This window comes from Brachybacterium sp. AG952 (genome assembly GCF_004362645.1).
Lineage (GTDB): Bacteria > Actinomycetota > Actinomycetes > Actinomycetales > Dermabacteraceae > Brachybacterium > Brachybacterium conglomeratum.
This window is the reverse complement of sequence record NZ_SNXV01000008.1, coordinates 17,349-43,141: the sequence shown is the minus strand read 5'-3', so window position 1 is coordinate 43,141 and position 25,793 is coordinate 17,349. Positions and strand designations below refer to the sequence as shown.

Annotated in this window: 22 protein-coding genes; 3 read left to right on the top strand and 19 right to left on the bottom strand. The window is 73.7% G+C overall.

Annotated elements, in window-relative coordinates:
• Nucleotides 1–3: 3 nt before the first annotated feature.
• Nucleotides 4–1,392 (bottom strand): alpha-glucosidase/alpha-galactosidase, encoded by a 1,389-nt coding sequence (locus DEU31_RS16245; protein ID WP_133677891.1) that lies wholly within the window; start codon nt 1,390–1,392, stop codon nt 4–6.
• Between the two features lie 104 nt (nt 1,393–1,496).
• On the opposite strand from DEU31_RS16245, the gene DEU31_RS16240 reads away from it, so the two are divergent.
• Entirely contained in the window at nt 1,497–2,474 is a 978-nt protein-coding gene (locus tag DEU31_RS16240; protein WP_133677890.1) for a helix-turn-helix domain-containing protein, read from the top strand.
• A 19-nt stretch (nt 2,475–2,493) separates the two neighbouring features.
• On the opposite strand, the gene DEU31_RS16235 is transcribed toward DEU31_RS16240, so the two are convergent.
• The 7 genes from DEU31_RS16235 to DEU31_RS16205 all read right to left on the bottom strand — a co-directional run bounded on the left by DEU31_RS16235 (nt 2,494) and on the right by DEU31_RS16205 (nt 9,028).
• Nucleotides 2,494–2,811: a hypothetical protein gene (locus DEU31_RS16235; protein ID WP_133677889.1), complete on the bottom strand. Its 318-nt coding sequence runs from the start codon at nt 2,809–2,811 to the stop codon at nt 2,494–2,496.
• Between the two features lie 31 nt (nt 2,812–2,842).
• Nucleotides 2,843–3,412 carry a CPBP family intramembrane glutamic endopeptidase gene (locus tag DEU31_RS16970; protein ID WP_208110001.1) on the bottom strand — a complete coding sequence of 190 codons (570 nt, stop codon included), beginning with the start codon at nt 3,410–3,412 and terminating at the stop codon, nt 2,843–2,845.
• Between the two features lie 1,007 nt (nt 3,413–4,419).
• Nucleotides 4,420–5,355 carry an FAD binding domain-containing protein gene (locus DEU31_RS16225; protein WP_133677888.1) on the bottom strand — a complete coding sequence of 312 codons (936 nt, stop codon included), beginning with the start codon at nt 5,353–5,355 and terminating at the stop codon, nt 4,420–4,422.
• Nucleotides 5,356–5,359: 4 nt separating this feature from the next.
• Entirely contained in the window at nt 5,360–6,148 is a 789-nt protein-coding gene (locus tag DEU31_RS16220) for an ABC transporter permease subunit (RefSeq protein ID WP_133677887.1), read from the bottom strand.
• Complete coding sequence (locus DEU31_RS16215; protein ID WP_133677886.1) at nt 6,148–7,014, bottom strand: ABC transporter permease subunit; 867 nt, start codon at nt 7,012–7,014, stop codon at nt 6,148–6,150. Before DEU31_RS16215 ends, DEU31_RS16220 begins: the two co-directional genes overlap by 1 nt.
• Nucleotides 7,015–7,035: 21 nt before the next feature.
• Complete coding sequence (locus tag DEU31_RS16210; RefSeq protein ID WP_133677885.1) at nt 7,036–7,869, bottom strand: ABC transporter ATP-binding protein; 834 nt, start codon at nt 7,867–7,869, stop codon at nt 7,036–7,038.
• A 70-nt stretch (nt 7,870–7,939) separates the two neighbouring features.
• Nucleotides 7,940–9,028 carry an ABC transporter substrate-binding protein gene (locus DEU31_RS16205; RefSeq protein WP_133677884.1) on the bottom strand — a complete coding sequence of 363 codons (1,089 nt, stop codon included), beginning with the start codon at nt 9,026–9,028 and terminating at the stop codon, nt 7,940–7,942.
• Nucleotides 9,029–9,488: 460 nt separating this feature from the next.
• Here DEU31_RS16205 and DEU31_RS16200 point away from each other — a divergent pair, with 460 nt between their 5' ends.
• Entirely contained in the window at nt 9,489–10,145 is a 657-nt protein-coding gene (locus DEU31_RS16200; protein WP_133677883.1) for a nucleoside deaminase, read from the top strand.
• A gap of 82 nt (nt 10,146–10,227) precedes the next feature.
• Here the strand turns inward: DEU31_RS16200 and DEU31_RS16195 are convergent, their stop codons facing one another.
• From DEU31_RS16195 to uraH, 5 genes are read right to left on the bottom strand one after another with little or no spacing between them, the layout of a single operon-like run.
• On the bottom strand, nt 10,228–13,269 hold the full coding sequence (locus DEU31_RS16195; protein WP_133677882.1) for a molybdopterin cofactor-binding domain-containing protein: 3,042 nt from the start codon (nt 13,267–13,269) through the stop codon (nt 10,228–10,230).
• On the bottom strand, nt 13,266–14,534 hold the full coding sequence (locus tag DEU31_RS16190; protein WP_133677881.1) for an XdhC/CoxI family protein: 1,269 nt from the start codon (nt 14,532–14,534) through the stop codon (nt 13,266–13,268). Before DEU31_RS16190 ends, DEU31_RS16195 begins: the two co-directional genes overlap by 4 nt.
• A complete protein-coding gene (gene allB / locus DEU31_RS16185; RefSeq protein ID WP_208110000.1) occupies nt 14,531–15,958 on the bottom strand; it encodes an allantoinase AllB in 1,428 nt (475 codons plus the stop codon). The genes DEU31_RS16190 and allB overlap by 4 nt, the downstream gene beginning before the upstream one ends.
• 11 nt (nt 15,959–15,969) lie before the next feature.
• Nucleotides 15,970–16,974, bottom strand: a complete 1,005-nt coding sequence (gene pucL / locus DEU31_RS16180) for a factor-independent urate hydroxylase (protein ID WP_133677880.1) — start codon at nt 16,972–16,974, stop codon at nt 15,970–15,972.
• Nucleotide 16,975: 1 nt separating this feature from the next.
• Nucleotides 16,976–17,296 (bottom strand): hydroxyisourate hydrolase, encoded by a 321-nt coding sequence (gene uraH / locus DEU31_RS16175; protein WP_133677879.1) that lies wholly within the window; start codon nt 17,294–17,296, stop codon nt 16,976–16,978.
• A gap of 270 nt (nt 17,297–17,566) precedes the next feature.
• Here uraH and DEU31_RS16170 point away from each other — a divergent pair, with 270 nt between their 5' ends.
• Entirely contained in the window at nt 17,567–18,661 is a 1,095-nt protein-coding gene (locus DEU31_RS16170) for an ABC transporter substrate-binding protein (RefSeq protein WP_133677878.1), read from the top strand.
• Between the two features lie 150 nt (nt 18,662–18,811).
• On the opposite strand, the gene DEU31_RS16165 is transcribed toward DEU31_RS16170, so the two are convergent.
• From DEU31_RS16165 to DEU31_RS16140, 6 genes are all read right to left on the bottom strand, one after another.
• Complete coding sequence (locus tag DEU31_RS16165; protein ID WP_243733868.1) at nt 18,812–19,714, bottom strand: MurR/RpiR family transcriptional regulator; 903 nt, start codon at nt 19,712–19,714, stop codon at nt 18,812–18,814.
• Nucleotides 19,711–21,012 carry an allantoate amidohydrolase gene (locus tag DEU31_RS16160; RefSeq protein WP_133677877.1) on the bottom strand — a complete coding sequence of 434 codons (1,302 nt, stop codon included), beginning with the start codon at nt 21,010–21,012 and terminating at the stop codon, nt 19,711–19,713. Before DEU31_RS16160 ends, DEU31_RS16165 begins: the two co-directional genes overlap by 4 nt.
• Nucleotides 21,009–22,277 (bottom strand): alanine--glyoxylate aminotransferase family protein, encoded by a 1,269-nt coding sequence (locus tag DEU31_RS16155; RefSeq protein ID WP_243733867.1) that lies wholly within the window; start codon nt 22,275–22,277, stop codon nt 21,009–21,011. Before DEU31_RS16155 ends, DEU31_RS16160 begins: the two co-directional genes overlap by 4 nt.
• Nucleotides 22,278–22,409: 132 nt before the next feature.
• Nucleotides 22,410–22,907 carry a 2-oxo-4-hydroxy-4-carboxy-5-ureidoimidazoline decarboxylase gene (locus tag DEU31_RS16150; RefSeq protein WP_133677876.1) on the bottom strand — a complete coding sequence of 166 codons (498 nt, stop codon included), beginning with the start codon at nt 22,905–22,907 and terminating at the stop codon, nt 22,410–22,412.
• Nucleotides 22,904–24,679 carry an AtzH-like domain-containing protein gene (locus DEU31_RS16145; protein WP_133677875.1) on the bottom strand — a complete coding sequence of 592 codons (1,776 nt, stop codon included), beginning with the start codon at nt 24,677–24,679 and terminating at the stop codon, nt 22,904–22,906. The genes DEU31_RS16150 and DEU31_RS16145 overlap by 4 nt, the downstream gene beginning before the upstream one ends.
• Nucleotides 24,676–25,767 (bottom strand): acetamidase/formamidase family protein, encoded by a 1,092-nt coding sequence (locus tag DEU31_RS16140; RefSeq protein ID WP_133677874.1) that lies wholly within the window; start codon nt 25,765–25,767, stop codon nt 24,676–24,678. The genes DEU31_RS16145 and DEU31_RS16140 overlap by 4 nt, the downstream gene beginning before the upstream one ends.
• Nucleotides 25,768–25,793 lie beyond the last annotated feature (26 nt).

Here is a 25,793-nt window from a genome sequence, read left to right as displayed (position 1 = left end):
TCCTCAGCCCTCCTTCAGCCGCGCCGGCAGCCGGTCGGCGTGCGCGGCGAGCAGCTCCTCGGTCATCGCGCGGGCGTCCTCGAGGGTGAGCAGCGCGGCGGTCAGCGGATCCAGCGCCACGGCGTGGAAGACGTTCTCGAGCTCGCCCTCGAGCGCCGCGCGCACGGCGAGGGTCTGCACGTTGACGTTGGTGCGGTTGACGGCAGCGAGCTGCGGGGGCAGCTCGCCGATCGCGGTGGGCTGCACGCCGCGGGCGTCGACCAGGCAGGGCACCTCCACGCAGGCGTCGTCCGGGAGGTTCTGGATGAGCGCGCCGCGGTTGGGGACGTTCCCGTGGATGACCGACGGCGTGCCGGTGACGATCGAGTTCACGATGCTCGCGCCGTACTCGACGCTCGGGGCGAGCTCGGCCTTGAGCCGCTCGAGCTGCGCGTCGATGTCGCCCTGGTCGTCGTGGGCGGCGCAGATCTCGTAGTAGTCCCAGCGCTCGGGGATGTACTCGCTCACCAGCTCGGGGCTCTTGCGGAAGTAGGGCAGGTACTCGGAGGCGTGGTGGCTGGACTCGGTCTGGAAGTAGCCGAAGGCGTTCATGATCGCGGTGCGGACCTGCTCATTGCCGCCCTCGTAGGTGCTGGCCGCCTCCGCGGCCTCGGAATGGTCGCCGTCGTCGCCGGCGAGATCCGCGGCCCCGCGCCCGCGCCGATGCTTCGCGGCCATCACCTCCCGCAGCCGCGGGTAGAGGTCCTCCTGGCCGTGCATGAACTCGAGGATCCAGGCCTGGTGGTTGATGCCGGCGCAGCGGTAGGAGATTTCGTCGTAGGGGATCTCGAGGGTGCGGGCGAGCATGCGGGTGGTGCCCTGGACGCTGTGGCACAGCCCCACCGTGCGCAGGCCCTTGGCGCTCAGGTACGCGGTGGCCATCGCCATGGGGTTGGCGTAGTTGATGAAGGTGGCGCCGGGGCAGACCTCGAGGGCGTCGGCCGCGATCTCGTCGTAGGCGGCGACCGAGCGCAGGAAGCGGAACACGCCGCCGGGGCCGACGGTGTCGCCGACGGTCTGGTCGATCCCGTACTTCCGCGGGATCTCGACGTCGTGGCGGTAGGACTCCACGCCGCCCACCTGGAAGGTGATGATGACGATGTCGGCGCCGTCCAGCGCCGCCCGGCGGTCGATGGTCTCCTCGACCGTGGCGCCGAAGCCGTGGTGGGCGACGAGCTCGCGGGTCGCGGCCGCGACAGGGCCGAGCTTGTCCGGGTTCACGTCCATCAGCGTCAGCGTCGACTCGCGCAGCGCGGGGAAGGAGAGGATGTCGCCGAGCAGCCGGAACGGGAACACGAAGCCGCCGGCGCCGATGAGGGTGATCTTGGGGTTCTTGAGATACGTCGTCGTCATGCGGCCACGCTAGGTGCGCACCGCGCCGGAGGTCTCCCGGGATCCTCGGTGGAAGTTCCAGGATCCTTCGATGGCCGAGGTCATGGCGCGACTACCGTGGGCGCATGAGCGAGGGATGGATCGACGAGCGGGTCGAGGAGCGGCCGCCGGGGCTGTGGGTGCGGCGCGGCGCACCGCCGGCGATGCTCTCGATGCACCGCCACGACGACGTGGAGATCAACCTCGTCCTCGACGGCCGGCTGCACTACCTCTTCGGCGGGCAGAGCCTGACGATCGGCGAGGGCGAGATCGCGGTGTTCTGGGCGGCGCAGCCGCACGGCCTGGTCGACTCGCGCACCGGAGACATGTGCTGGCTGCACGTGCCCTTCGCGCAGTTCCTCTCCTGGGGGCTGCCGGAGTCGCAGACCGCTCCCCTGCTCGGCGCGCAGCCGCTGATCACCCGCGCTCCCGAGCTCGCCCGCCGCATCGCGCACATGGCCGAGCAGTGGGGGCGCGAGATCGAGGGCAGCGAGGTCGGCGTGCCTCCGGGCACGGCACCGACCGACGGGCGGGGTGACCCCTCCGAGGACGGATCGGCCGACGCGCCGGGCGGCACTTCCGTCGGGGCCGCCGGTGCAGACGCAGCCGATGACGCCGCCGACGCCGACGGGCTGGAGATCGCGCTGCTCGAGATCCAGGCCGCGGTGCGCCGCGTGCTGCGCGCCTCCTCCCGCGCCACCCCGGCGCTCCCGGCCGACGGGGCCGGCTCCGTCCCCGCCGAGCGGCTCCGGCAGGTCAGCGCCATGGCGCAGTTCGTGCGCGACCATCACCGCTCCGAGCTGCGCATCGCCGACGTCGCCGCGGCCGTGCACCTGACCCCCTCCCATGCGATGACCGTGTTCCGCCGCACCGTCGGCGTGACCCTCGGGCAGTACGTGACCATGTGCCGCGTCGCCGAGGCGCAGCGCCTGCTGCTGACCACGTCGCTGCGCGTCACCGAGATCGCCGAGGAGGCCGGGTTCGGGTCCCTGTCCAGCTTCTACGAGCACGTGAGCGAGGCATGCGGGATGACGCCGCGGGAGTACCGGCGGCAGGGGCGATGAAGCGCCCGGCCCGGCGGGCTCACCCGTCGGCCGGGCTCGCCTGCCGGACCCGTCCGTCGCCGAGCGGGTCCAGACGCGGCAGCGCGGGCTCGCGCCGGCCGAGGAGCAGCAGTCCCCCGGCCGCGGCCATGAGGAGCACGCCGGCGATCCCGAGGGGACCGTCGAGGAAGTGCGAGTAGTGCGCCATCGTCTGGGTGGTGGCGACGATCCCGAGGAGCACGCCGGAGAGGGTGTTGATCCCGGCGTGCGCGAGCGCTGCGGGCAGCGGGCTGCCGCCGGCGCGGTCGGTGAGGGCTCCGAACAGCAGCGTCATCGCGATGCAGGGAAGCAGGAACATCGCCACCGCCGCCACCCGGTCCGCGCCGGGGTTAGTTGTAGCCGATGAGCACGACGGGCAGGTGCCACAGCGACCAGAAGACACCGCCGACGAGCGCGGCGGGGATCCGGCCCAGCGGCGTCAGCGCCGGCCACAGCCAGCCGCGCCAGCCGATCTCCTCGCCGAGGGTCGCGAGTATCGTCACGGCGAGGCCGGCGAACACGGTGGCGGCAGTGATCAGCACGAGGGCGATCGCCGGGATCTCCTGCCCGGTCTGCTCGGCGAACTGGGCCATGCCGGTCTCGAGCCAGGTGCGACCGGTGAGATCCACCGGGACGCCGCGCACGGCGGCGACCAGCTCGCTGAGCAGCAGGATCGCGACGACCAGCACGAGCCCGAGCGGCATCCAGGCGAGGATCCGCGTCCAGCGTCCGCGGAACCGCAGGCCGAAGCGGGTGCGCCAGGAGACCCGCTCGACGCCCTTGGCCATGATCAGGGAGGCCGCGGAGGGCGCCCACATCCCGACCGCGATCACGGGGGTGAAGGCAGGGTGGGCGATGCCGTCGGGCAGGAACCAGAACGGCGCGGCGGCCAGCGCGAACAGGCCGTAGGAGATCAGCATGAACAGGCTGATGCGCCGCCACGGCACCCGGGAATATTGGGGCGGGGCCGTTGCGGAGCCGGCCGAGCAGGAGGGCGTTGCGGGTCTCCATCCACAGCGACGCGCTGTCGGTGGAGGCGGAGCCGTCGCAGCCGAGCCCCACTGTCATCCCGAGCTCCTTCCAGCGCAGGGCGTCCATCGTCCCGTGGCCGATCATCATGTTGGAGCTCGGGCACTGGGTGGCGGAGACGCCCGTGCGGCCGAGCCGCGCGACCTCGGTTTCGCTGGGGTAGATGAAGTGGGCGAGCCAGGTGCGCTCCTCCGCCCAGCCCACTCGCTCGAGGTACTCGACGGGGCGGCAGCCGTACACCTCGGCGCAGTAGTCGTCCTCGTCGTGGTCCTGGACGACGGACGCCGGGGGCAGGCCCCCGTCCTCGACGGAGCGGGTCATGGATCCGCGGGTGGCGACGAACCGCATCCCCACCTCGCGGGCGGCGCGCACCTGCGCGTCGACGAAGCCCGGTCGGGGGTGGACGTAGAGGTGGTCGGAGCTGGTGGTGCAGCCGCCCATCAGCAGCTCGATCATCGCGATATAGGTGGAGATCTCGATGTCGTCGACGTCCAGCTGCGCCCACACCGGGTACAGGGCGGTCAGCCAGTCGAACAGGGACCCGTTGATCGCCGGGGCGTAGGCGCGGGTGAGGTTCTGGTACATGTGGTGGTGGGTGTTGATGAGCCCCGGGGTGACCAGGCGCCCGCCGGCGTCGACCCGCTCGGCCGCCTCGGGCGTCGGCTCATCGGCCGCGCCGACGGCGGCGACCCGCCCGCCGGTGAGCGCGATCCAGCCGCCGGGCAGCTCGCGCCCGCGGTCCACGACCAGGTGCGCGGAGTGGATCAGGGTGTCGCACGGGGCGTGGGGCATGAGGGGTCTCCTGGGGGTCGGGTCGTCGGGGGTCGGCCGACGGGGTCGTGCGGGGCCGGGGCGGCGCGGGACGATGCGTGTCGAGGTGCCGCGGGCGCAGACCCGCTCAGCGCAGGTGCCCGCCCGCGCCCTCGAGCGGATGCGCCGCCTCCCGCACCGGGGCGGGAGGGGCGCTGAGCTCGGCGACGATCTCCTGGGCGAGCAGCACGGACATGTCGCGCCGCCACTCGGGCAGGCCGTGGATGTCGTCGTGGACGAGCCGGTCCGGCAGCGCCGCCTCCACCCGCCGAGCCACCTCCGCGTCCCCGGCGCCGAGCGGCACCTCGAGCTGCACGGGCCGCACGGTCGCGGCGGTGATCGTCAGGCGCAGGCGCCCATCGCCCAGGTCACGGCCGATGAGCAGTGCACCGGAGCGGCCCAGGTTCGACAGGGACAGCCGCCGGAACGCCGCCCGGGACTCCAGCGACGCGCGCGGGATGAGGAAGGAGCGGATCAGCTCCCCGCGGCCGAGCACGGTGCGGCCGTCGCCGAGCACGAGCTGCGCGACCGGGACGCGACGCTTCCCGCCGCCCGGCGCCCACAGCAGCGCGTCGGCGTCCAGGCCCGCGAGCAGGGAGGTCATGGGCCCGGCGGGGAGGGCGGTGGCGACATTGCCGCCCACGGTGGAGGTGTTCCAGATCTTGAAGGAGGCGACGAACGCGTCGCAGCACGGGCGGATGAGCGCGGTCGCGGGCCACTCCTCGACGCTCGGGAACCCGCCTGCCCGCGCCTGCCGGGCCGTGCCGGGGCGGAGCACGCCGTAGGGCGCCTCGCTGCCGGGGAGGGCGTAGAGCTGGGCGATGGTGCAGGTCGAGGCGATCTCGAGGCCGCTCTCCCACAGCTCCCACGGCTCCCAGCCGGCCGAGCGCAGATCGAGCAGGCGGCGCAGGCGGTCGCTGCCGTACGAGAACAGGACCGTGCCGCCGCCGAGCCAGGCGTCCCCGGCCCGGAAGTCGTCGGGGTCGGCGGTGGCGAGCACCTCCTCGACGGTCGAGAGGTCCACGGGCTCAGACCGTCTGGCCCATGCGGCGCAGCACGAGCCGCTCGAGCACGGAGACGATGCCGTAGAGGAGCAGGGACGCGGCGGTGACGACCACGACCGACGCCCACACGCTCTCGTAGCGGGCGCGGGAGACGTCGGAGACGATCTGGTAGCCGATGCCCTGACCGGTGGCGAGCCATTCGGCCAGCAGCGCCCCGGTGAGCGCGCCCGGGATGGAGATGCGCAGCGCGGTGAAGAAGGCGGGCAGCGAGGCGGGCAGGGCGACCTTGCGGAACGCGGCGACCTTGGAGCCGCCGAACACGGAGACCACGTCCACCATCGCCGGGGACGCGGAGCGCAGCCCGAGCACGATGGTGACCAGTGCCGGGAACAGCACCACGATCCCGCCCATCGCGGCGACGGTGGCGGTGCCGCGCCCGAAGATGAGGATGAGGATCGGGGCCATGGCGACCAGCGGCACGGAGCGCAGCAGCATCGCGATGGGCAGCAGCGCATCCTCCACGCCGCGGATCAGGGTGAACGCCGCGGCGACGACGAGCGCGAGGGCGAGCCCGGCGACGAAGCCGATCGCCGCATCGGCGAGGGTGATGGTGAGGTTCTCGGTGACGGCGGCGCGGTGGGCGGCGGCGTCCTCGTCCAGCGCGAGGTAGCCGAACACGTCCAGCGGGCCCTTGCCGATGAAGCTGGAGACGTCCAGGATCCGCAGGCCGCCGGCCCAGATCGCGAGGACCACGGCGAGGGAGATCGCCACGCCGAGGGTGGAGCGGGAGAGGGACTTCAGGGCGTGGGTCATCAGGACCTGCCTCCTTCGGTGCCGGCGGACCAGGGGGTGGCGAAGCGGGCGATGAGCGCGAGGACGGCGAAGGCGCCGCCGGCGAGGAGCCCGCACACGATGGCCACGCCCCACACGCGCTCGATCTCGAGGGACTGCTGGGCGTTGACCATCGCGGGTCCGAGCCCGCGGTCCACGCCGCCGACGTACTCGCCGAGCACCGCGCCGAGCAGCGCGCCGGGCGCGGCGATCTTCAGGGAGTTCAGGACGCTGGGCAGGGCGGAGATGATCTGGACCTTGCGCAGCTGGGTGAGGCGGGTGCCGCCGTAGACGGTGATGACGTCCAGCGCGGCCTTGTCGGCACTGCGGAGGCCCAGGATGGAGCCGACCAGGGTCGTGAAGAACACCGACAGGGCGGCGAGGACCACGGCGGTGCCGGAGGGGGCGCCGGAGGTGGGCGGGCCGAGGACGATGAAGATGATCGGGCCGATCGCGACCAGCGGCAGGCAGTAGCTGATCACGCCGAGCTGAGTGATGATCCGCTCGAGCGCGGGCACCACCATCACCACCCCAGCGAGCAGCAGGGCCAGCGCGTTCCCGGCCAGGTAGCCGAGGCCGGCCTCGGCGAGGGTGACGGAGGCGTTGCGGGAGTAGTAGCTCCATCCGTCGGCCGCGAACTGGGCGACGATGGCGCCGGGGGTGGGGATCGCGCCGCCCTGGGCGGCGCCCGCCCCGGACAGGACGGTCGCGGCGAGCAGCCACCACACGGCGATGACGCCGAGCGTGCCGAGCGCGCCGAGCGCCCAGCGGGGCAGGGGCTCGCGCGGCCGACGGGGCGCGGCGGCGGGGGCGGGGATCTTCTCCGCGGCGGCGGTCGAGGTGGTCATGGGATGCGTCTCCTTCCCGTCTCAGGCGCTCTCGGGGAGCGCGGCGGTCGGGGTGCCGAAGAGGACCTCGGAGGCGTGGTCGCACAGGGCGTGGAACTCGGGGGTGCGCATCATCTCGGGGGTGCGGGGGCGGGGCAGGTCCACGTCGAACACCTCGACGATCCGGCCGGGCCGTGCGCTCATGACGGCGACCTGGTCGGAGAGGAACACGGCCTCGGAGATGCCGTGGGTGACCATGAGGGTGGTGGCGGGCTTCTCGGTCCAGATGCGCAGCAGCTCGAGGTTCAGGCGCTGACGGGTCATGTCGTCCAGCGCCCCGAAGGGCTCGTCCAGCAGCAGCACCTCGGGCTTGACCACGAGCGCGCGGGCGATGGACACGCGCTGGCGCATGCCGCCGGAGAGCTGGCCGGGCTTGGCGTTCTCGAAAGCGCGCAGGCCCACGAGGTCCAGGAGGTCGTCGATGTAGGGCTCGTTCTCGAGCTTCCCGGCGACCTCGAGGGCGAGGCGGATGTTGCCGCGCACGGTGCGCCAGGGCAGCAGGGCCGAGTCCTGGAAGGCGATGCCGAGGCGGGAGCTGGCCCGCAGCTCGGCGGGGCTCATCCCGTCCACGAGGGCGGTGCCGGCGGTGGGGGTCTCGAGACCGGCGAGGATCCGCAGGATCGTGGACTTGCCGCAGCCCGACGGACCCAGCAGCGACAGGAACGCGCCGCGGTCGGCGGCGAGCTCGGTGTCGGTGAAGGCGGTGACGGGCTTTCGACCGGAGTTGTACGTCTTGCTGAGGCCCTGGAGGTCGATGCCGGTGGCGCCGGCCCGGGGCAGCTCGGGGGTGGGGCGGGGCGTGCTCTGCGCGGTCATTCTGGTGCCCTTTCGGGGGTGCCGGATCAGGGGTGGCGGTGCTGGCGTGGCGGTGCTGGGGCGGGACGGGTCAGGCGGGGAGCAGGTCGGGGTTCTCCTCGTAGACCTCCTGCAGCAGGGTCGGGTCGAAGAAGGCGTCCTGGTCGACCTCGTGCCCGGCCAGGGCCAGGAGCTCGATGTTCTTCGCGGCGAGCTCGTCGGAGATGGTGAACAGGCCGTTCGAGTCGGTCTCGTCGCTGACCACGAGCTGGTTCTGGGCCTCGGCCTGGCGCTGCTCCTTCTCGGGGTCGAGCCCCAGGTCCGCGCCGTACTCCTCGTAGGCCAGGCGCGCGGACTCCTCGGGGTCGGCGAGGGCGTCCTTCCAGCCGCGCACGGTGGCGGCGAGGAAGCCCTTCAGCTCCTCGCGCCGCTCGGCGACGTTCTGGACAGTGGTGACGAAGGCGCCGGAGACGAAGGGCAGACCGTTGTCGGCCAGCGGCAGGTTCACGGCCTCGAGCCCGGCGAGGGCGACGGTGATCGCCTCGTTGGTCAGGGTGCAGATCTGGCCGTCGACCTCGCCGTTGATCAGCGGCTGGGGGTCGAACTGGACGGTGACCCGCTCGACGTCCGCCGGGTCGATGCCGTTGACCTCGAGGAGCGCGTTGAACAGGACCTCGTTGGTGCCGGTGGCGACGCCGATCCGCTTGCCGACGAGGTCGACGGGGGTGGTGATGGGGGTGGCGGAGGTGGAGCAGATGGTGAAGGGGTTGCGCTGGAACTTCGCACCGAGCAGCACCAGCGGCGCCTCCTCCCCCGCGACCATCGACCCGGCCGCCAGCGGGGTCGTCATCCCGACCAGTGCCGAGTCGGACAGCACCATCGCCTCCGAGGAGGTGCCGGAAGGGCCGCCGGGGATGAGGGTGACCTCCGTGAAGCCGGCGCCGGTGTAATAGCCGCGGGAGTCGGCGAAGTACTCGCCGGCGAACTCGGTGGTGCGGATCCAGTTCTGGTTCACCTCGAGGGTGCCGAGGCTGCCGCCCGCGCTCGCGCCGTCGGCCGACCCGGAGCAGCCCGCGAGGGCGAGGGCGGGGGCGGCGAGCGCACCGGTCAGCAGCAGTCGGCGGGAGGGCGCGGCGGTGACTCCGGGGAGCGCGGCGGGTGCGGCAGGACGGTGATGCATCGAGGGCGCTTCTTTCCACTGGTTCTCGTCCGCGCCGTGGTCCTGCGCGGTATCGGGGACCGTGCGGCGCGTGGGGTCCGGGGCGGCCGACGGGGGCCGGGACCGGGCTGCGCAGGAGCTCCTGCGCAGCGAGTGCTCCGCAACAGGTCATCCGATGGCGGCCACGCTATGGAACGGCTGTTTCGTGAGGGGTGCGCTCCTGTTTCGGGGGCGTAACACGGGGCCCGAGCTGGTCTCGGCCAGGTCTCGGACGGGTCTCAGCGCGGTCGCGGGATCGACTCGGGATCGACCTGGGCGGAACTCGCCACGATCTCGTGCCTCACCGAAACACCGTCGACACATCCCGCGCCTAGCCTGGCCGCGGTCGGAGGGACGGATCGGCTCCCGTCACTCCCGCCACCCCACGCACCCACTCACCGGGCCGTCATCACAACGGCCCGCGCTCCGCCGGGAGGCACCCATGGCCCCGCAGCACCGTTCCGACACCATCCCTCCTGTCACCTCCTTCGGCGCGTCGATGCCGGTGTGGGTGGACGAGGAGGTCGCCGCGCTCGGGCACGGCCCGGTCGGGGACGGGCAGGAGGCGCGCACGGTGCTGATGCGGCTGCTGAACCGGCTCGCGGACCGCAACATGCGCGAGGGCGGCGGCGGGCCCTTCGCCGCGCTCGTGCGCGACCCCGCCAGCGGCGAGATCGTCACCGCCGGCGTGAACCGGGTGCTGGCATCGGGGCTGTCCTCCATGCACGCCGAGGTCACCACCCTGTCCCTCGCCCAGGCGCGGCGCGGGACCTGGGATCTGGGCTCTGCGGGGGCGGCGCCGCTGGAGCTGTGGGTCAACGCCCGCCCGTGCGTCATGTGCTACGGCGCGACCATGTGGTCCGGGGTGAAGCGCCTGGTCATCGCCGTGGACGGGCCCGAGGTGGAGGAGCTGACCGGCTTCGACGAGGGCCCCATGCCCGAGGACTGGATCGGCCGCTTCGCCGAGCGCGGGATCGAGGTGGAGACCGGGGTGCTGCGCGAGGAGGCGGTCCAGGTTCTCGCCGACTACCGCGACCTCGTCGCCGGCGGCGGCGCGACCCTCTACAACGCCCGCGGCACCGGAGTGCACGCGAGCTGACCGCTCGAGCCAGGTCCACGACGGGCCGACGGGCCGGCCGACGAGGCCGTGCGCGTCGGCCCGTCGGCCGGTCCGAGCTCGCTCAGGCGACGCGGCCGGGGACGACGCGCGCGGCCTTCATCGCGAGGTAGAGCCGGTCGCGGCTCATGGGCAGCGAGGTCATCCGCACGCCCACCGCGTCGCGCACCGCGTTGGTGAGGGCGGGGGCGACCGGGGTGTAGGGACTCTCGCTCATGGACTTCGCGCCGAGCGGGCCGAGGCGGTCGCTGGTGGTCGCGAAGAGCACCTCGGTGCGGGGCACGTCCGCGTAGGTGGGCACGTGGTACTGGCGCAGGATGTCGGTGGTGACCTTCCCGGCGTCGTCCACGATCACCTCCTCGTACAGCGCCGCGCCGAGGGCCTGCGCGGCCCCGCCCTGCACCTGGCCGCGGCACTGCAGGGGGTTCACGACGAAGCCTGCATCGGCCGCCTGCACGCTCTGCAGGATCCGCAGCTCGCCGGTGCGGCGATGCACCGCGACCCGCACCCCGTGGACGTTGAAGGCGACGGAGCGGGGCGAGCCGTCCCAGTGCGCCTCGGCCTCGAGAGGCGAGTCCTCGGTGCTGCTCGCGGCGAGGTCCTCCCAGGTGACGAGGGTGCCGGTCGGGCTGTGGCGGAGGCCCGCTGCCTCACCCGTCCAGTCGCCTGCGCGGTCGCCGCCGGGATTGCGGTCGCCGCCGGGGACGTGCTCACCGGCAGGCGCGAGGCCACCGGCGGCAGCGCTCTCGTCGGCCGTCGCCACCCCAGCGAGCGCCGACGCCCGCTGGGCGAGCAGCCCGAACAGCGTCTGCGCCGCGTGGAGCGTCGCCTTGCCGGCGACGACGGTGCCCGCGGAGCCGTACGCCCCGGTGTCGTGGCCGACCAGCGACGTGTCGGACTGGAGGATCGTGAGCCGGTCGGGGGCGCAGCCGAGCGCAGCGGCGGCGAGCTGGACGTGCACGGTGGTGGTGCCGTTGCCGAACTCGGCCGTGCCCACGCGCACCTCGATCGTGCCGTCGGGGCGGAGCGCCAGGCGGCTGTGGGAGAAGTGGCCGCGCGGCGGGACGGTGTCTAGCATCGACAGCGCCATCCCGGTGCCGACGGCCCAGTCGGGCCCGAGCCCGGGCGCGCCCGCGCCGGCAGCCTCGTCGGCCGCCCGGCCGGCTCCGCCAGGAGCCCCGTCGGCCGACTCCCCCAGCCCCTCACCAGGCGCGGCGAGCGCCTCCTCGACCAGGTCAAGGCACTGGTCCAGCCCGTAGGAGCCGTACTCGACGTCGGCCGTGGGGGTGGGCGAGGTGGAGATCATGGGGTCGCCCTCGCGGATCACGTTCAGGCGGCGGAAGGCGAAGGGGTCCATGCCGAGCTCGCGGGCGAGGTCGTCCATCGTGGACTCGACGGCGAAGACGGTCTGGCTGAGGCCGTAGCCGCGGAACGCGCCGGACGGGACGGTGTTGGTGTAGACCACCTCGGCGTCCACAGCTTTGACCGGGCTGTTGTAGACGGCGAGGCATTCGCCGGTGCCGTGGAACATGGTGCCGGGGCCATGGTTGCCGTAGGCGCCGGTGTTGGACAGCAGGGTGAGGTGCAGGGCGGTGAGTCGGCCATCGGTGCCGGCGCCGGCGCGGACCTTCAACCGCATGGGGTGGCGCATGGAAGTGGAGGTGAACTGCTCGGTGCGGGTGTGCTCGAGCTGCACGGGCCGCCCGGTGCGCAGGGTCGCGAGCGCCACGATGTCCTCGGTGAACACCTCCTGCTTCCCGCCGAAGCCGCCGCCGACGCGCGGCGCGATCACCCGCACCTTCTCCTCATCCAGGTCGAACAGGCGCACCAGGGTGCGCTTTGCCAGATAGGGCACCTGGGTGCTCGAGCGGACCACGAGCGTCCCGTCCTCGTCGAGGGTCGCGATGGAGGCGTGGGTCTCGAGGCTGACGTGCTGGACGCGCTGGGTCTCGAACTCGCGCTCGAGGACCACGGCGGCGCGGGCGAGCCCGTCGTCGAGCTCGCCGACGCGGGTGTGCAGGGCGGTGACCAGGTTCGTCGCAGGATCCGCGATGCCGGAGGCGCCGGTCTTCTCGCCGTGCAGGGCCGGGCCGAAGCGGGCGAGGGCCGGGTCGGTGGCCGCTTCGAGCACCTCGTAGTCGACCTTCAGGGCGCGCACCCCGGCCTCGGCGGCGGCGACGGTGTCGGCGAGGACGGCGGCGACGCGCTGGCCGACGAAGCGGACCGTGTCGTCCAGGACGCGGGTGTCCAGCGGGTCGTCGGCGAGGTGCTCGTGCTGGCCGGTGGAGAACAGGGTGGCCGGGGCGTCCTCGTGGGTGAGGACGGTGTGCACGCCGGGGATCGCGAGCGCCGCGGCGGTGTCGATGCTGCGGATCCGCGCGTGGGCGTGCGGGGAGCGGAGGATCTTCAGGTGCAGCAGCCCCGGCAGGGTCGCCGGGTCCACGTCGAGCGTGTACGGCTCGGTGCCGGTGACGACGCGGCGCGCGGCCGGGGCGCCGAGGCTACGGCCGGCGGCGGCACCGTCCTCGACGTGGACGTGTCCGCCGATCGCGTCCTCGATCGCGGAGTAGCCGGTGCAGCGGCACAGGTTGCCCTTCAGGGAGCGGGGCAGGTCGGCGCGGTCCCCGTCGGTCAGCGCCGCGGCGGTCATGATCATGCCGGGGGTGCAGAACCCGCACTGGAAGCCCTGCGCCGTGCGGAACGCGCACTGGACGGGGTGCTCGGGCGGGGTGGTGGGGCCCGCCGGGGCGGGCGGGGTCGCGTCGGCCGACGGGGCTGCGGCGGCCGACGGTGCTGCGCCACCTGCCGGGATCTCGGTGGGTGCGGGGGCAGTCGCGGCGAGGCCGTTGATGGTGGTGACGGCGGAGCCGGCGGCGCGCACGGCGGGGACGACGCAGCTGTGCACGGGCTTGCCGTCCAGGTGCACGGTGCAGGCGCCGCAGTCCCCGCCGTCGCAGCCCTTCTTCACGCCGAGCCGGCCGAGGTCGCGCAGGTAGGTGCGCAGGCACTGGCCGGGGCGGGGCGGGGCCGCAGCGGGGGTGCCGTCGACGATCACGGGGGCTCCGGCCGGGGGTGCGGGGCGGGAGGTCTGCGGGGTGGTGGTCATGCGGGGATGCTTCCGTGCAGGGGGCCGGTGGTGGTGCGCAGCGGTCTCGCGGCGGCGCGGCCGGTGCGCTCGGCGACGACCTCCGCCATGACGGAGAGCGCGAACTCGGCGGGGGTGGAGCCGCCGAGGTCCAGGCCGATCGGCGAGTGCAGGGCCTGGAGCTGGGTGGTGGTGACGCCCCGTTCGAGGAGGCGGCGGATCCGCTCGTGGTGGGTGCGGCGGGAGCCCATCGCGCCGACGTAGGCGACCGGGAGGGAGAGCGCGGTCTCGACCAGGGGGTCGTCGATCTTCGGATCATGCCCCAGGCACGCGATGACGGTGCGGTGGTCGAGCCGCCCGGCCTCGTCCTCCTCACGGAGGTAGCGGTCGGGGCGGGCGACGACGATCCGGTCCGCGGCGGGGAACCGCTCGCGGGTGAGGAAGGTGCTGCGCGGGTCCACGACCGTGGTGTCGTAGCCGAGGGTGCGGCCCTGGGCGAGCAGCGCCGCGGCGAGGTCGGTGGTGCCGTTGACGATCAGGCGCGGGGCGGGGCGCCGGACGAGGAGGAACAGCTCGGGGGCATCGGGTGCGGGCAGGGCCGGGATGCCCTCGGCGGGCAGACCGCAGTCGACGGGCAGGGCGATGATGCCGGTCTCGCCGGCGCAGGTGCGGGCGGCGAGCTGTGCGGCGAGGCGGCGCACGAGCGCGGGGTCGACGGAGTGCACGGGCTCGCCGGTCGCGCCGGGCCCGCCCGTCGCGTCGGCCTCGTCGGTCGCGCCAGGCCCGTCGGCCCCGCCGAGCAGCGCCGCGAGCGGGCCCTCCCACTCCCCCGCCTCGTCGGCGAGCGGGACGGGCAGGGCGAGGCGGCGGCTCGGCTCGTCGAGGCTCCACAGCAGCGCTCCCGGTGCACCGTCGAGCAGCGCGTCGAGCCCCGCGGCGGGGTCCGGGGCGGCAAGGGGCTGGACGAGCACGTCGATGCTGCCGCCGCACATGAGCCCCACCTCCCAGGCGGCGGCGTCGGTGTAGCCGTAGGTGCGGCGCTCGGGCACGCCGGTGGCGAGCACCTCGAGGCCCTGCTCGATGAGGTCCGACTCGACGCAGCCGCCGGAGAGGGAGCCGCGCACCAGCCCGCCCTCCCCGATCACCATCGTGGTGCCGAGCGGCCGGGGCGCGGAGCCCTCGGTCTCGACGATGGTGGCGAGCGCGAGGGGCTTGCCGGCCTCGAGCCAGCGGGTGCAGGCTGCGGCGAGGCCACCCGGGAGCGGCGCGGCGAGGGTGTCGCTCATGCGCCCGCTCCCGCCTGTTCCGCGCCGGGCGCCGTCGCCCCGGGCCCTCTGAGGAACCGGCCGCGCGGGGACCCGTCCTCGTCGGCCGCGAGGATCTTCCCGCGCAGCACCGCATCGACCACCGCGCCCTGGAGCGCGAGGCCGTCGTAGGCGGAGAGCGGGTGACGGTGGGCGAAGCGGTCCGCACGCAGGGTCTGGGGGCGGGCCGGGTCGTAGAGGATCAGGTCCGCGTCGGCGCCCACCTCGAGGCGGCCCTTGTGGGCGAGGCCCACGAGGTCGGCGGTCGCCCGCGCCATCCAGCCGCTCACCTGGGCGATGTCGATGCCGCGGGTGCGGGCCTCGGCGGCGATGGCGGTGAATCCGGCCTGGAGTCCGGAGATCCCGCCCCAGGCCTGCTGGAGGTCGGGGGCGCCGCGGTGTTTCTCCGCCGGGGAGGACGGCGAGTGGTCGGTGACGATCATGTCGATGAGCCCGGCCTCGAGGCCCTGCCAGAGGGCGTCGCGGTTGCCGGCGTCGCGGATCGGCGGGCAGCACTTGTACTCCGGCGACGCATCCGGCACGGCCTCCGCGGCGAAGCACAGGTAGTGCGGGCAGGTCTCGACCGTGAGCGGCAGACCCTCCGCCTTGGCCTGCTGGATGAGGTCCAGGGCGCGGGCGCTGGAGAGGTGGAGCAGGTGGGTGCGGGCCCCGGTCTCGCGCACCGCCTCGATGAGCCCCGCGATCGCGGTGACCTCGGCGGACTCGGGCCGGGAGGCGACGAAGTCGGTGTACTTCGCGGACGGCACCGTCGGGGCGGCGTCGATGGTGGAGGCGTCCTCGGCGTGGACGATCACGAGCCCGTCGAAGCTGGCGACCTCATGCATCGCCGCGCGCAGCTGGGCGGCGTCGACCGGCGGGAACTCGTCCACCCCCGACGGCAGCAGGAAGCACTTGAAGCCCATCACGCCCGCATCCCACAGCGGGCGCAGCTGGGCGGTGTTGCCGGGGACGATCCCGCCCCAGAACCCGAGGTCCACCGCGAGTGCGTCGCGGGCGGCGGCCTGCTTCACACGCAGCGATGCCACGTCGATCGTGGGCGGGATGGAGTTCAGCGGCATGTCCACGAGGGTCGTGACCCCGCCGAGCGCGGCGGCCCGGGTGGCGGTCGCGAAACCCTCCCATTCGGTGCGGCCGGGCTCGTTGACGTGCACATGGGTGTCCACGTTCCCGGGCAGCACCTGCAGACCGTCGGGGACGACGAGGGTGCCGGGCAGGCGCGGTGCCTCGTCCGGGAGCGGGCGGATCGCGGTGATCCGGCCGTCCTCGATGTCGAGCTCGGCCGCGACGAGCCGGTCCCCGAGCAGCATCTCGTGGGCGCGGACGGTGTGCAGCTCGCCGGAGCTCGTCCCGGCTTTCGTCGCGGCCGTCTTCCCTGGTCCTGGCATGGTCCGGGGCCTCAGCAGAATCCGCCGAGCCACTCCCAGGCGGCCGGCTGGTCGGGCTCGCCGGGGCGGGTGACCGCGGCCTGCATGAGACCGTAGGGGCGGTCCCCGGCGATGAACACCTCGTTGTCGTTGCCGAGCTCGAAGGGGCTGAGGTCCACGAGGTAGTGGTGCTTGTTGGGCATGACCATGCGGATCTCGGCCAGCTCCGGACGGGCGGCGAGCACGGCCTCGCCGATCGCGAAGAGGGTCTGCTGCAGGGACAGGGAGTGCGTGGTCGCGAAGGTCTCCAGCAGCACCGCGCGCACCGCCGCGAAGGTCTCCTCCGGGTCGACGCCGGAGGTCCCGTCGGCCGTGATGGGCTCACGGAAGCGCCAGCGGGCGGTGACCTCGGTGGCGAGGATGCGGTCGGTGGTCTCGGGCAGGGTCGTGTACCGGTCCCGCGGGAAGCCGTGGAACTCGCTGCCGGTCGACTTCAGGACCACGAGGTCCTTGATCCCGCCGATCACGTGGGTGGCGCCGTCCTGGACGGTGACGGCGGCGGTGCGGACCTCGGGGCCGGTGCGCACGAAGGAGTGGTCGTGCCCCTCACCTGCGGCGATGATGCGCTCCCAGCCGAACTGCTCGGCCTCCCAGCGCCCGCCGGTCAGCCACGTGCCCTCGGCCATGAAGTGCTCGGCCAGGCGCAGCAGGAACCGCTCGGGACCGGCGACGCCGTACTGCTTCGCGAAGGCGTAGACGGTGTTCTTCTGCGTGTCGGTGGCGATGACGCGCGCGTTGTCGCCGGTGCGGTAGCAGTCCTCGAAGTCGCCGCGCAGCATCGAGGTGACGTTCAGGTCCGTCAGCGCATGGCGCGGGGTGGAGCGGTCCACGTGGACCAGCCGCACCTCGGCCTTGCCGTACTGGTTCCGGCCCAGCACGGCGGTGGGGGCGGAGCCGGTGGGCGCGGAGCCCGCGGGGGCGGCCGACGGGGCGGGGGTCTGACCGGCGGGGGTCTGCGGGGTGGTGGTCTCGAGCATGTCAGCTACCTCGGTAGGTGGAATGGGCGAAGGGGCTCAGCAGGAGCGGCACATGGGCGTGGCCCTCGTCGAGGGAGAAGGCCACCTCGACCTCGGGGAAGAACGTGACCTGGCGGCGTTCGGCGTAGTAGGCGCCGGTCGCGAAGCGGAGGCGGTAGGTGCCCGGCACGAGCGCGATCGGGCCGAGGTCGCGCACGCGCCCGTCGGCGTCGGTGACCCCGGTCGCGACCTCGGAGCCGCCTGCATCCAGGAGAGTCACGGCGACGCCGACGGCGGGCCGGCCGGTGCCGGTGTCGAGCACGTGGGTGGTGACGTGGCTGATGACGGCGTCCTTCCTCCGGCGGTCGGCGGGTCCCCCGCGCCGCCCCTGTGAAGGGCTGCGCGGCCGGGTCCCGCCCTGGTTCCTCCACGCTAGGAATCGGGTGCGGCCGGACCGTTTCTCCCGTGTAAAACATGTGTTTCGCGGGGTCTGCTCTGCAGATGTAACCGCCGTGAAACAGGCCCAGGCGCCTGCTGAAACACACGATCCCTAGCGTCGGACTCGCCGCCACTGCCCCGAGGCGCTGCACCCCTTGAGAAGAAGGCGAACGCCATGAAGACCCCTCGCACCTCTGCCTCCGCCCCGACCCGACGCGTCGTGATCGGCACGTCCCTCGCCGCGCTCGGCGCCCTGTCGCTGGCCGCCTGCGGCGGGGCCGACGCCGAGTCCGCCTCCGGCGGCTCCTCCGACGGCGGGGAGGGCGCGGCCGACTACGGCACGCTCGACATCAACCTCTCGTGGATCAAGAACGCGGAGTTCGCCGGCGAGTACATGGCCATCGACCGCGGCTACTTCGAGGAGGCCGGGTTCTCCGAGGTGAACCTCATCGCCGGCGGCCCGTCCGGCACCTCGAGCGAGACGATGGTCCTCTCGGGCTCGGCGATCATGGGCACCACCTCGCCGCTCGGCGTGGCGCCGCTGATCCAGGACGAGGAGGCGCCGCTGAAGATCATCGGCGCCACCTACCAGAAGAACCCCTTCACGATCATCTCCCTCGGCGACGCCGCCCCGATCGCGACCCCGGCGGACCTCGTCGGCAAGAAGATCGGCGTGCAGACCGGCGTGAACGAGACCCTGTTCGACGGGTTCCTCGCCGCCAACGGCATCGACGCGGCTCAGCTCGAGAAGGTGCCGGTGCAGTACGACCCGCAGCCGCTCGTGAACGGCGAGGTCGACGGGTTCTTCGGCTACCTCACCAACGAGGCGCTGACGCTGGAGCTCGCCCGCGAGGACGTGGTGAACCTGCCGCTGGCGGACAACGGCCTGCCGTTCATGGCCGAGAGCATCGTGGTCACACAGGATTCCATCGAGACCCAGCGCGACCTGCTGAAGGCGGCGCTGGTGGCGCTCATCCGCGGCTGGAAGGACGCGATCGCCGAGCCCGACGAGGGCGCGCGCCTCGCGGTCGAGGACTACGGCCAGGACCTCGGCCTGGACATGGAGAAGGAGACCCGCCAGGCCGAGGAGCAGGTGGCGCTGGTCAGCACCGACGAGACCGACGCGAACGGTCTGCTGACCATGTCCGACGAGCTCATGCAGCAGAACGTGGACGCGCTGGTCGCGGCCGGCTACGACCTCACCGTGGAGGACTACTTCGACACCAGCCTGCTCGAGGAGGTCTACGCGGAGAACCCCGACCTGATCTGACCCGGGGGAACCGAGGAAGGGGCGAGCCTGCGGGCTCGTCCCTTCTGCTGTGCGGGGTCGATGTGCTGAGTGTGCTGTGCTGTGCTGTGCGCGCTGCGCTCTGTGCGGTGAGGCTCTGTGCGGTGAGGCTCTGTGCGGTGAGCGCTGGGCTCAGCTGTCCTCGAGCTCGCCGAGGAGGTCGTAGGCGGCGGTGATCCGGCTGATGCGGCGCACCCCGTCGGCGCCGCGCCGGTTCAGCACGCCGTTGGCGAGCAGGGACACCAGCGCCGTGGCGGTGGAGTAGCTGTCGAAGGCGCCGTCGGAGTCGATGGGGCACTCGAGCCAGCAGTCGGCCGCGGCGGCGTAGGGGCGGGCGGTGCCGTCCCCGACCAGCAGGCACCGCCCGGGCGATTGCGCGATCGCGTCGGCGAGGGCGGGGAAGGTCGTCGGCCGACGGCGGAAGCCGATCAGCACCACCGCGTCCTCGTCGGTGAGCCCGGCGAGCTCCTCCCCCACCGCCTGGCCGGGCTGAGGAGCGAGACGCACCTCGTCGCGGGCCTGGATGAGCTGCTGGTGCAGGTGCAGGGCGACGGGGTAGCTGTTGCGCAGACCCACCACGAGGATCCGCCGTGCGCCGGTGAGCAGGGCGGTCGCCTCCTCGAGCGCCCCGCCGGAGAGGACGGTGAGCAGCCGGTCGTGGTTCTCCCGCTCGGCGCGGACGTGCGCCTCGAGGCTCGGCCTGAGGCCCGGCACGCCGGTGCGGGTCGGTGCCGCGAGCGGTGTCCCGGCGCGGCGCATGGCGCGGGTGTGCTCCTTGACCTCGCGGAAGTCGGCGAAGTCGAGCTTGCGGAACAGGCGGCTGACGGTCGCCTTGGACACCCCGGTCTCGCGGGAGATGTCCGCGGCGCTGAACACGGCGAGGTCGCCGAGGTGCTCGAGCAGGAAGTCGCAGATCCGGCGCTCCTGCGGGGTGAGCTCGGCATACTTCGCGTCGATGCGGGCGTCGATGCGCACCTCGCGGCGCGGCATCTCGCGCAGGCCGGCCGACGGGAGCACGCGGATCGCGGCGTTCATCGGATCCCCGCGGCGGCGAGGGTCGCGGCCTCGAAGGCGTCGAGCGCTGCGGCGACGTCCTCGGTGGTCACGGCTTCGTCGGGGTGGTGGCTGATCCCGTCGGCGCAGCGGACGAAGAGCATGCCGATGTCGGTGAGGGCCGCCATGGCCATCGCGTCGTGTCCGGCGCGGGAGAACAGCTCGAGCGGCGCATCATCGCCGCCGGCACCATCGCCGACCGAGCGGATCCCGGTGCGGACGGCGTCCATGAGGTGCGGTGCGCAGCGCACGGCGGAGGCCTCGTGGATCTGCTCGACCTCGAGGGTGAGGCCGCGCTCGGTGCAGAAGCCGCGGATCGTCCCGAGGGTCTCCTCGAGCACCGCGTCGCGCAGCTCGTCGGTCTCGGCGCGCAGGTCCAAGGACATCTCCACGCATCCCGGCACCACGTTCACGCCGCCCGGGTAGGCCTGCACCCGGCCGACGGTGGCGATCGCGCCGCGCTCGCGGGCGATCTGCTCGATGTCGAGGACGGCGCGGCTCGCCCCGATGAGGGCGTCGCGTCGGCGGTCGTAGGGGGTGCCGCCGGCGTGGCGGGCCTCGCCGAGAACGGTGAGGGTGAAGCGTCGGGCACCGGCGATCGAGGTGACGACGCCCAGGGGCCGGTCCGCGGCCTCGAGGTAGGGGCCCTGTTCGATGTGGACCTCGAGGTAGCCGGCGACCTCGTCGGGGCCGAGGGCCGCGTCGGCGATGCGGGCGGGGTCGAGGCCGAAGCGGGTGAACGCCTCGGCCATGGTGATCCCGTCCTTGTCCTCGAGGGCGAACCAGTCCTGCTCCCAGGTGCCGGCGAGCGCGCGGCTGCCCAGCAGGGTCGCGCCGAAGCGGGTGCCCTCCTCGTCGGCGAAGGCGACGACCTCGAGGGCGACGGGAAGCTCGCTCGCGCGGTCCTTCAGCCTCGCGACGGTCTCGATGGCGAGGAGCACCCCGAGGATCCCGTCGTAGCGGCCGGCGTCGGGGACGGTGTCGAGGTGGGAGGCGAGGACCAGGGCGGGCAAGCCCGGGCGGGAGCCCTCGAGGCGTCCGCGCTGGTTCCCGGCGGCGTCCTGCCAGGTGCGCATCCCGGCGGCGGTCATGAGCTCGGCGGCGACCTGGTTGTGGGCCGCGTGCTCGGGGGTGAGGTAGGTGCGCTCGATGCCGTCCTCGAGGGCGGAGATCGCGGCGATCCGGTCGCAGTCGGCCATGATGCGCGCGGCCGCCTCGAGGGTCGCAGCGGAGAGCGCGGGGGTGGTGGGGCTCGCAGGGGTGGCGTCGTCGGCGGTCATCGCGCGGCCCCCGCGACGGCCGCGGCAGCCCCGTCGGCCGCACCCTCCCTCGCGCCCTCGTAGTGCTCGCGGGCCGCGCCGACGCCGCCACCGGCGACGACGTCCGCCCCTCCGGCGCGGAGCACCTGCTCCAGCGCCGCGAGGGTGAGGAGCACGGCGTCGCGGCGGGCGTTGTAGCCCATGGTGCCGATCCGCCAGACCTTCCCGTGCAGGGGCCCGAAGCTGGTGCCGATCTCGATGCCGAAGTCGTCCAGCATCGCGGCGCGTGCGGCGTCGCCGTCGATGCCGTCCGGGATCTCGACGGCGAGGACGTTGTGCATGCGGTGGGCCTGGTCGCCGAAGAGGGTGAGTCCCAGGCCCTCGATGCCGGCGGCCATGGCGGCGCCGTGGAGGCGGTGGCGGGCGACGGCGGCGTCCATCCCCTCCTCGACCAGCAGGCTCGCGCACTCGCGGGCGGCGTAGAGCATGCTCGTCGCCTCGGTGTGGTGGTTCAGGCGCTGCTCGCCCCAGTAGTCCAGGATCATCGCGAGGTCGAAGTAGTTCGAGCGGATGCGGGTGCCGCGCCCGGCGGTGCCGTCGGCGATCCCGGCCTCGACGTGGCGTCGCGCCCCGATCACCTCGACCGCGCGATCGGAGAGGGTCAGCGGTGAGCTGCCGGAGGGGCCGGCGAGGCACTTCTGCAGGCCCGCGGTCGCGGCGTCGATCCCCCACTCGTCGACCTGCAGGTCATTGCCGCCGAGGGAGGCGGTCGCATCGGTGAACAGCAGCGCGCCGTGACTGGCGGCGATCGCGCCGAGCTCGTCGAGGGGCTGGTTCATGGTGGTGGAGGTGTCGCCCTGGACGACGGCGAGGAGCTTCGGGCGGACCGTCCGGACCGCGTCCTCGATGACGGAGGCGGGGAACACCTGTCCCCATTCGGTCTCGAGCGTGTGGACCTCGGCGCCGCAGCGCTCGGCGATCTCGACCAGGAGGTGGCCGAAGCGGCCGAAGATCGGGACGAGCACCTTGTCGCCGGGTTCGAGGAGGGAGACGAGCACGGCCTCGATGCCGGCGCGGGAGGTGCCGTCCACCAGGAGCGTCGCCTCGTTGCGGGTGCGGAACACCTCGCGGAAGAGGCCCTGGGTCTCGGTCATGAGCGCCGTCATCGCGGGGTCGAACTGGCCCAGCAACGAGGCGGACATGGCCCGCAGCACGCGGGGGTCGGCGCTGATGGGGCCGGGGCCCATGAGCAGCCGCGGCGGCGGGGCGATCTGCGAGGTGCGCATCAAGGAGGTTCCGTTCTGGGGACGTGCAAGCAGTGCTGGGACATTCAGAGGTTCTGGTCCCAGTGAATGCAACAGACGTTTCAGGGGTGTTTCCGTCGCGGATCGAGGACGGGAAGCCTGCGAGGTGGCGGGTCAGTCCGCGAGCAGGGCCTCGAGGCGGCGCAGGGCGATCTGGCGCAGCTGCTCGGCGCGCTCCTTCTGCTCGTCCTCGTCGCTGAGGAGCAGGCGCCGCTCGAGCTCGGCGAGCATCTCGGCCTGGGTGCGGCCGGCGGCGCGGATGAGGAACACGGTCCCGAACCGCTCCTCGTAGCGGGCGTTCGCGCGCACCCACTCCCCCGGGTCCTCCACCCCCGCCTGCTCGGCGGCGGAGTGCGCGGTCTCCGCAGCTCCCAGGCCCTTCGCCTTCTCCCCGATGCGGGGATGGTGGGCGAGCGCCCCGTGGACCTCCTCGGGGGTCCAGCGTCGGGCGCGGTCCGAGGCCTCGGCGAGCAACGACTCGGCGCAGGGGTAGGGGCGGGCGGTGATGAGGTGGCGCACCCAGGACTCGATCGGGGCGCAGGCGCGCAGCTGCTCGGCGAGCGCGGCGGGCGGTGCGGTGTTCAGGCGCTGGAGGGCGGGCGGGGTGCTCATGCGGGGATCCTCCCCGGCGCAGTGCCGATGGTGGGCGCGGCGTCCGTGGTGGCGGCCGTGCCCGGCGCGGGGCCGACGGGAGGGGCGGTGGCCTGCTCGAGCCGGGTGGCGAGGTCGATGAGGGCGAGGTCGCTGCCGGGCGGGCCCACGAGGGTCACGGCCGTCGGCAGACCGCTCGCGGTCGCGAGCGGCACCGCCACCGCCGGCAGACCGGCCAGGCCCGCCAGGCACGTCAGCCGCATGGTCCGTGCGCGCTGGGCCTCGATCGCGGGGCCGCCCGCGGCCGCGTCCCGCACGAGCGGCGCGATGGACGAGGCTGCGGGGACCACGAGCACCCCCTCGCCGAGGCGGCGTCGGATCTGGCCGACTGCGCGGGTGCGGGCCTGCTGCGCGTCTGCGGTCTCGCCGGCCGTGACCTGGGCAGCCGCGTCGAAGCGGGCACCGACGTCGGGCGCAAGCTCGCTGCGGTGCGCGCTCACCCACTCGCCGTGGGCGGCCCAGGCCTCGCGGGCCTGGAGGAGGCGGAAGGTCTCGGCGAAGCCGGTGAGCTCGTCGGCGTCCAGCGGGTCCGCCTCCTCGATCTCGATCGCGGTGCGCCAGCGCGCGAGGGCGGTGTCGAGGGCGTCTGCGACCTCGGGGTCCAGCAGCGTCTCGAGCCCGGGGACGGTGCGCAGCGCGGGGTCCTCGAGCCCTTCCTGCTCCTCGGGCAGGAGCACGGCGGCGGCGCGGGCGAGGAGGTCCGGCGTGCGGGTGAGCAGGCCGACCGTGTCGAAGCTCGACGCGAGGGGAAGCACCCCGTCGCACGGCACGGCGCCGTGGGTGGGGCGCAGCGCCCACAGTCCCTGGTAGGAGGCGGGGACCCGGAGGGAGCCGCCGGTGTCGGTGCCGAGCCCGATGCTCGCGTGCCCCAGCGACACGGCCGACGCGGGGCCGGAGGTGGAGCCGCCGCTGATCCGGTGCGGGGCGCGGGGGTTCGGCGGGGTGCCGTAGTGGGTGTTGGTGCCGGCGAGGCTGTAGGCGAGCTCGTCGGTCGCGGCGATGCCGGTGATCTCGGCGCCCGCGTCCAGCAGCAGCTCCACCGCGTCGGCGTGACGGGGCTCGGGGCGGGCGCCCGCGAGCAGGGCGGGGCTGCCGCCGCCGATCCTCTGCCCGGCCACCGCGATCACGTCCTTGACCGCGATCCTCTCCCCGGCGAGGGGGCCCGGTGCCTCGTCGGCCGATCCCCCGCCGGCGGGGACAGAGGCCGGGACGAGCGGGGCGCCGAGGACCCGCCAGATCCGGCGGTCCATCGCGGGCGGGGCCACGGCGACGTGGGCGACGGCGACCTTCCAGCCGTCCTCGCCGCGCCGCCACACCTGGGTCTGCTGGCCGCGGCCGCCGCGCAGCAGCTCGGTGATCGCGACGACCGCCGCGTGGTCCTCGCCGAGCGCCCGCACCTCGACCTCGACGATGCGGCGCTTCGGGGCGCCGCCGCGCCCGCCGCGGAAGGTGCTGATCGCGTCGTGTCCGCGCAGCAGCCCCGCCGCGTCGCCGCGCAGGGTGTCCGGGCCGGGGGCGAACAGGGCGTCGAGCGCCGGGAGGTCGTCGGCCATGAGCGCTCGCTCGTACTCCCAGAACGCCTCGAGCAGCCCGGGGATCTCGGGGCCGTTCGCGACGGGACGGGCGCGGTCCGCGAGGACGTCGGCAGCAGATACGGAGCCCGGCGATTCGGAGCCCTGCGAGACAGCGCCCGACGAGATCGTGATCTGCGCATCGGCGCTGGTGGTGCTCATGGGCGGACCTCCGCGAAGTCGGCCGTGCGGATGCGGGCGTGGACGCCCTTGACGACGTCGACGACCTGGGAGATGTCGAAGTCGGTGGCGGCGCTGAGGTAGGCGAGCGCATGCTCGGGATCCAGGCCCCAGCGGGCCTGGAGCAGCGCGATCGCGTGACGCACGCAGTCCTTCACGGCGAGGTCGAGGTCCTCGTCCATTCCGGTGGGGATGAGGTACTCGGTGGTCTCGGCGAGGGGACCGGCCACCTCGCCGAACTGCGCGATCGCGTCCTCGCGAGCGATCACGTCGAACCGGAGCCGGCTGCGCAGGCTCGCCTCCATCGCGGTCAGCGCCACCTCCCCGTCGCCCTGGGCGAAGTGCGGGTCACCGACGTAGGCGAGGGCGCCCTCGACCTGGACGGGCAGGTAGAGGGAGGCCCCGGCGGTGAGGAGGTTGATGTCGATGTTGCCGCCGTGTCGGCCGGGCGGCACCGAGTGGGGGCGCTCCGCGCCGGGCACGGCCACACCCATGATCCCGAGGAACGGGCGCAGCGGGAAGCGGAGCGTCCGCTCGGCGCCGGCGCGCGGGGCCATGGTGCCGACGGGCCCGTTCGGAGTGTGCTCGACCCCGGCGAAGACGCTTACGGTGCCGGGACCGGCCGGGTACTCACCGGGCAGGGCGCCGCGGCCGTGGCGGTTGGAGACCACGCCGTAGGGCACACGCATCTCGTGCTCGAGGATCGTCACCTTCAGCAGGTCGCCGGGGCGGGCACCGGCGACGTGGATCGGGCCGGTGACCACATGGGGACCGTCGGTCGCCCGGTCGCGACCGGGATGGTCCGCGGCGAGCGCGATCGCGTCGGGCAGCACCTGCTCAGGATCGACGCCGTGGGCGCCGAAGAAGGCGCGCGGGTCCCGGCCCTGGTCCTCGAGGATCCCCTCGTGGCTGAGGGTGTCGATGACCGCCTCGTCGCCGGGCTCGAGGCGCAGTACAGGGGCGTCGGCCGCGCAGGGCAGTCGGCCCCACAGGCTCGTCCCCTCCTCCACGGGGAGGTGGGCGACTCCGGCCGGCACCTTCTCGCCCGCTCGCAGGATGTCCGTCAGCATGGTCCTCCTCAGCTCACGCTCCACGC

Excerpts from the sequence above, each read along its gene's own strand:
- DEU31_RS16170 (WP_133677878.1), top strand. The coding sequence starts at position 17,567 with ATGAAGACCCCTCGCACCTCTGCCTCCGCCCCGACCCGACGCGTCGTG.
- DEU31_RS16205 (WP_133677884.1), bottom strand. The coding sequence starts at position 9,028 with ATGCATCACCGTCCTGCCGCACCCGCCGCGCTCCCCGGAGTCACCGCC.
- DEU31_RS16145 (WP_133677875.1), bottom strand. The coding sequence starts at position 24,679 with ATGAGCACCACCAGCGCCGATGCGCAGATCACGATCTCGTCGGGCGCT.
- DEU31_RS16155 (WP_243733867.1), bottom strand. The coding sequence starts at position 22,277 with ATGCGCACCTCGCAGATCGCCCCGCCGCCGCGGCTGCTCATGGGCCCC.
- DEU31_RS16970 (WP_208110001.1), bottom strand. The coding sequence starts at position 3,412 with ATGCTGATCTCCTACGGCCTGTTCGCGCTGGCCGCCGCGCCGTTCTGG.
- DEU31_RS16220 (WP_133677887.1), bottom strand. The coding sequence starts at position 6,148 with ATGACCCACGCCCTGAAGTCCCTCTCCCGCTCCACCCTCGGCGTGGCG.
- DEU31_RS16195 (WP_133677882.1), bottom strand. The coding sequence starts at position 13,269 with ATGACCACCACCCCGCAGACCTCCCGCCCCGCACCCCCGGCCGGAGCC.
- DEU31_RS16245 (WP_133677891.1), bottom strand. The coding sequence starts at position 1,392 with ATGACGACGACGTATCTCAAGAACCCCAAGATCACCCTCATCGGCGCC.
- DEU31_RS16150 (WP_133677876.1), bottom strand. The coding sequence starts at position 22,907 with ATGAGCACCCCGCCCGCCCTCCAGCGCCTGAACACCGCACCGCCCGCC.
- DEU31_RS16215 (WP_133677886.1), bottom strand. The coding sequence starts at position 7,014 with ATGACCACCTCGACCGCCGCCGCGGAGAAGATCCCCGCCCCCGCCGCC.
- DEU31_RS16165 (WP_243733868.1), bottom strand. The coding sequence starts at position 19,714 with ATGAACGCCGCGATCCGCGTGCTCCCGTCGGCCGGCCTGCGCGAGATG.
- DEU31_RS16140 (WP_133677874.1), bottom strand. The coding sequence starts at position 25,767 with ATGCTGACGGACATCCTGCGAGCGGGCGAGAAGGTGCCGGCCGGAGTC.
- DEU31_RS16240 (WP_133677890.1), top strand. The coding sequence starts at position 1,497 with ATGAGCGAGGGATGGATCGACGAGCGGGTCGAGGAGCGGCCGCCGGGG.
- DEU31_RS16210 (WP_133677885.1), bottom strand. The coding sequence starts at position 7,869 with ATGACCGCGCAGAGCACGCCCCGCCCCACCCCCGAGCTGCCCCGGGCC.
- DEU31_RS16190 (WP_133677881.1), bottom strand. The coding sequence starts at position 14,534 with ATGAGCGACACCCTCGCCGCGCCGCTCCCGGGTGGCCTCGCCGCAGCC.
- DEU31_RS16235 (WP_133677889.1), bottom strand. The coding sequence starts at position 2,811 with ATGTTCCTGCTTCCCTGCATCGCGATGACGCTGCTGTTCGGAGCCCTC.
- DEU31_RS16200 (WP_133677883.1), top strand. The coding sequence starts at position 9,489 with ATGGCCCCGCAGCACCGTTCCGACACCATCCCTCCTGTCACCTCCTTC.
- DEU31_RS16160 (WP_133677877.1), bottom strand. The coding sequence starts at position 21,012 with ATGACCGCCGACGACGCCACCCCTGCGAGCCCCACCACCCCCGCGCTC.
- allB (WP_208110000.1), bottom strand. The coding sequence starts at position 15,958 with ATGCCAGGACCAGGGAAGACGGCCGCGACGAAAGCCGGGACGAGCTCC.
- pucL (WP_133677880.1), bottom strand. The coding sequence starts at position 16,974 with ATGCTCGAGACCACCACCCCGCAGACCCCCGCCGGTCAGACCCCCGCC.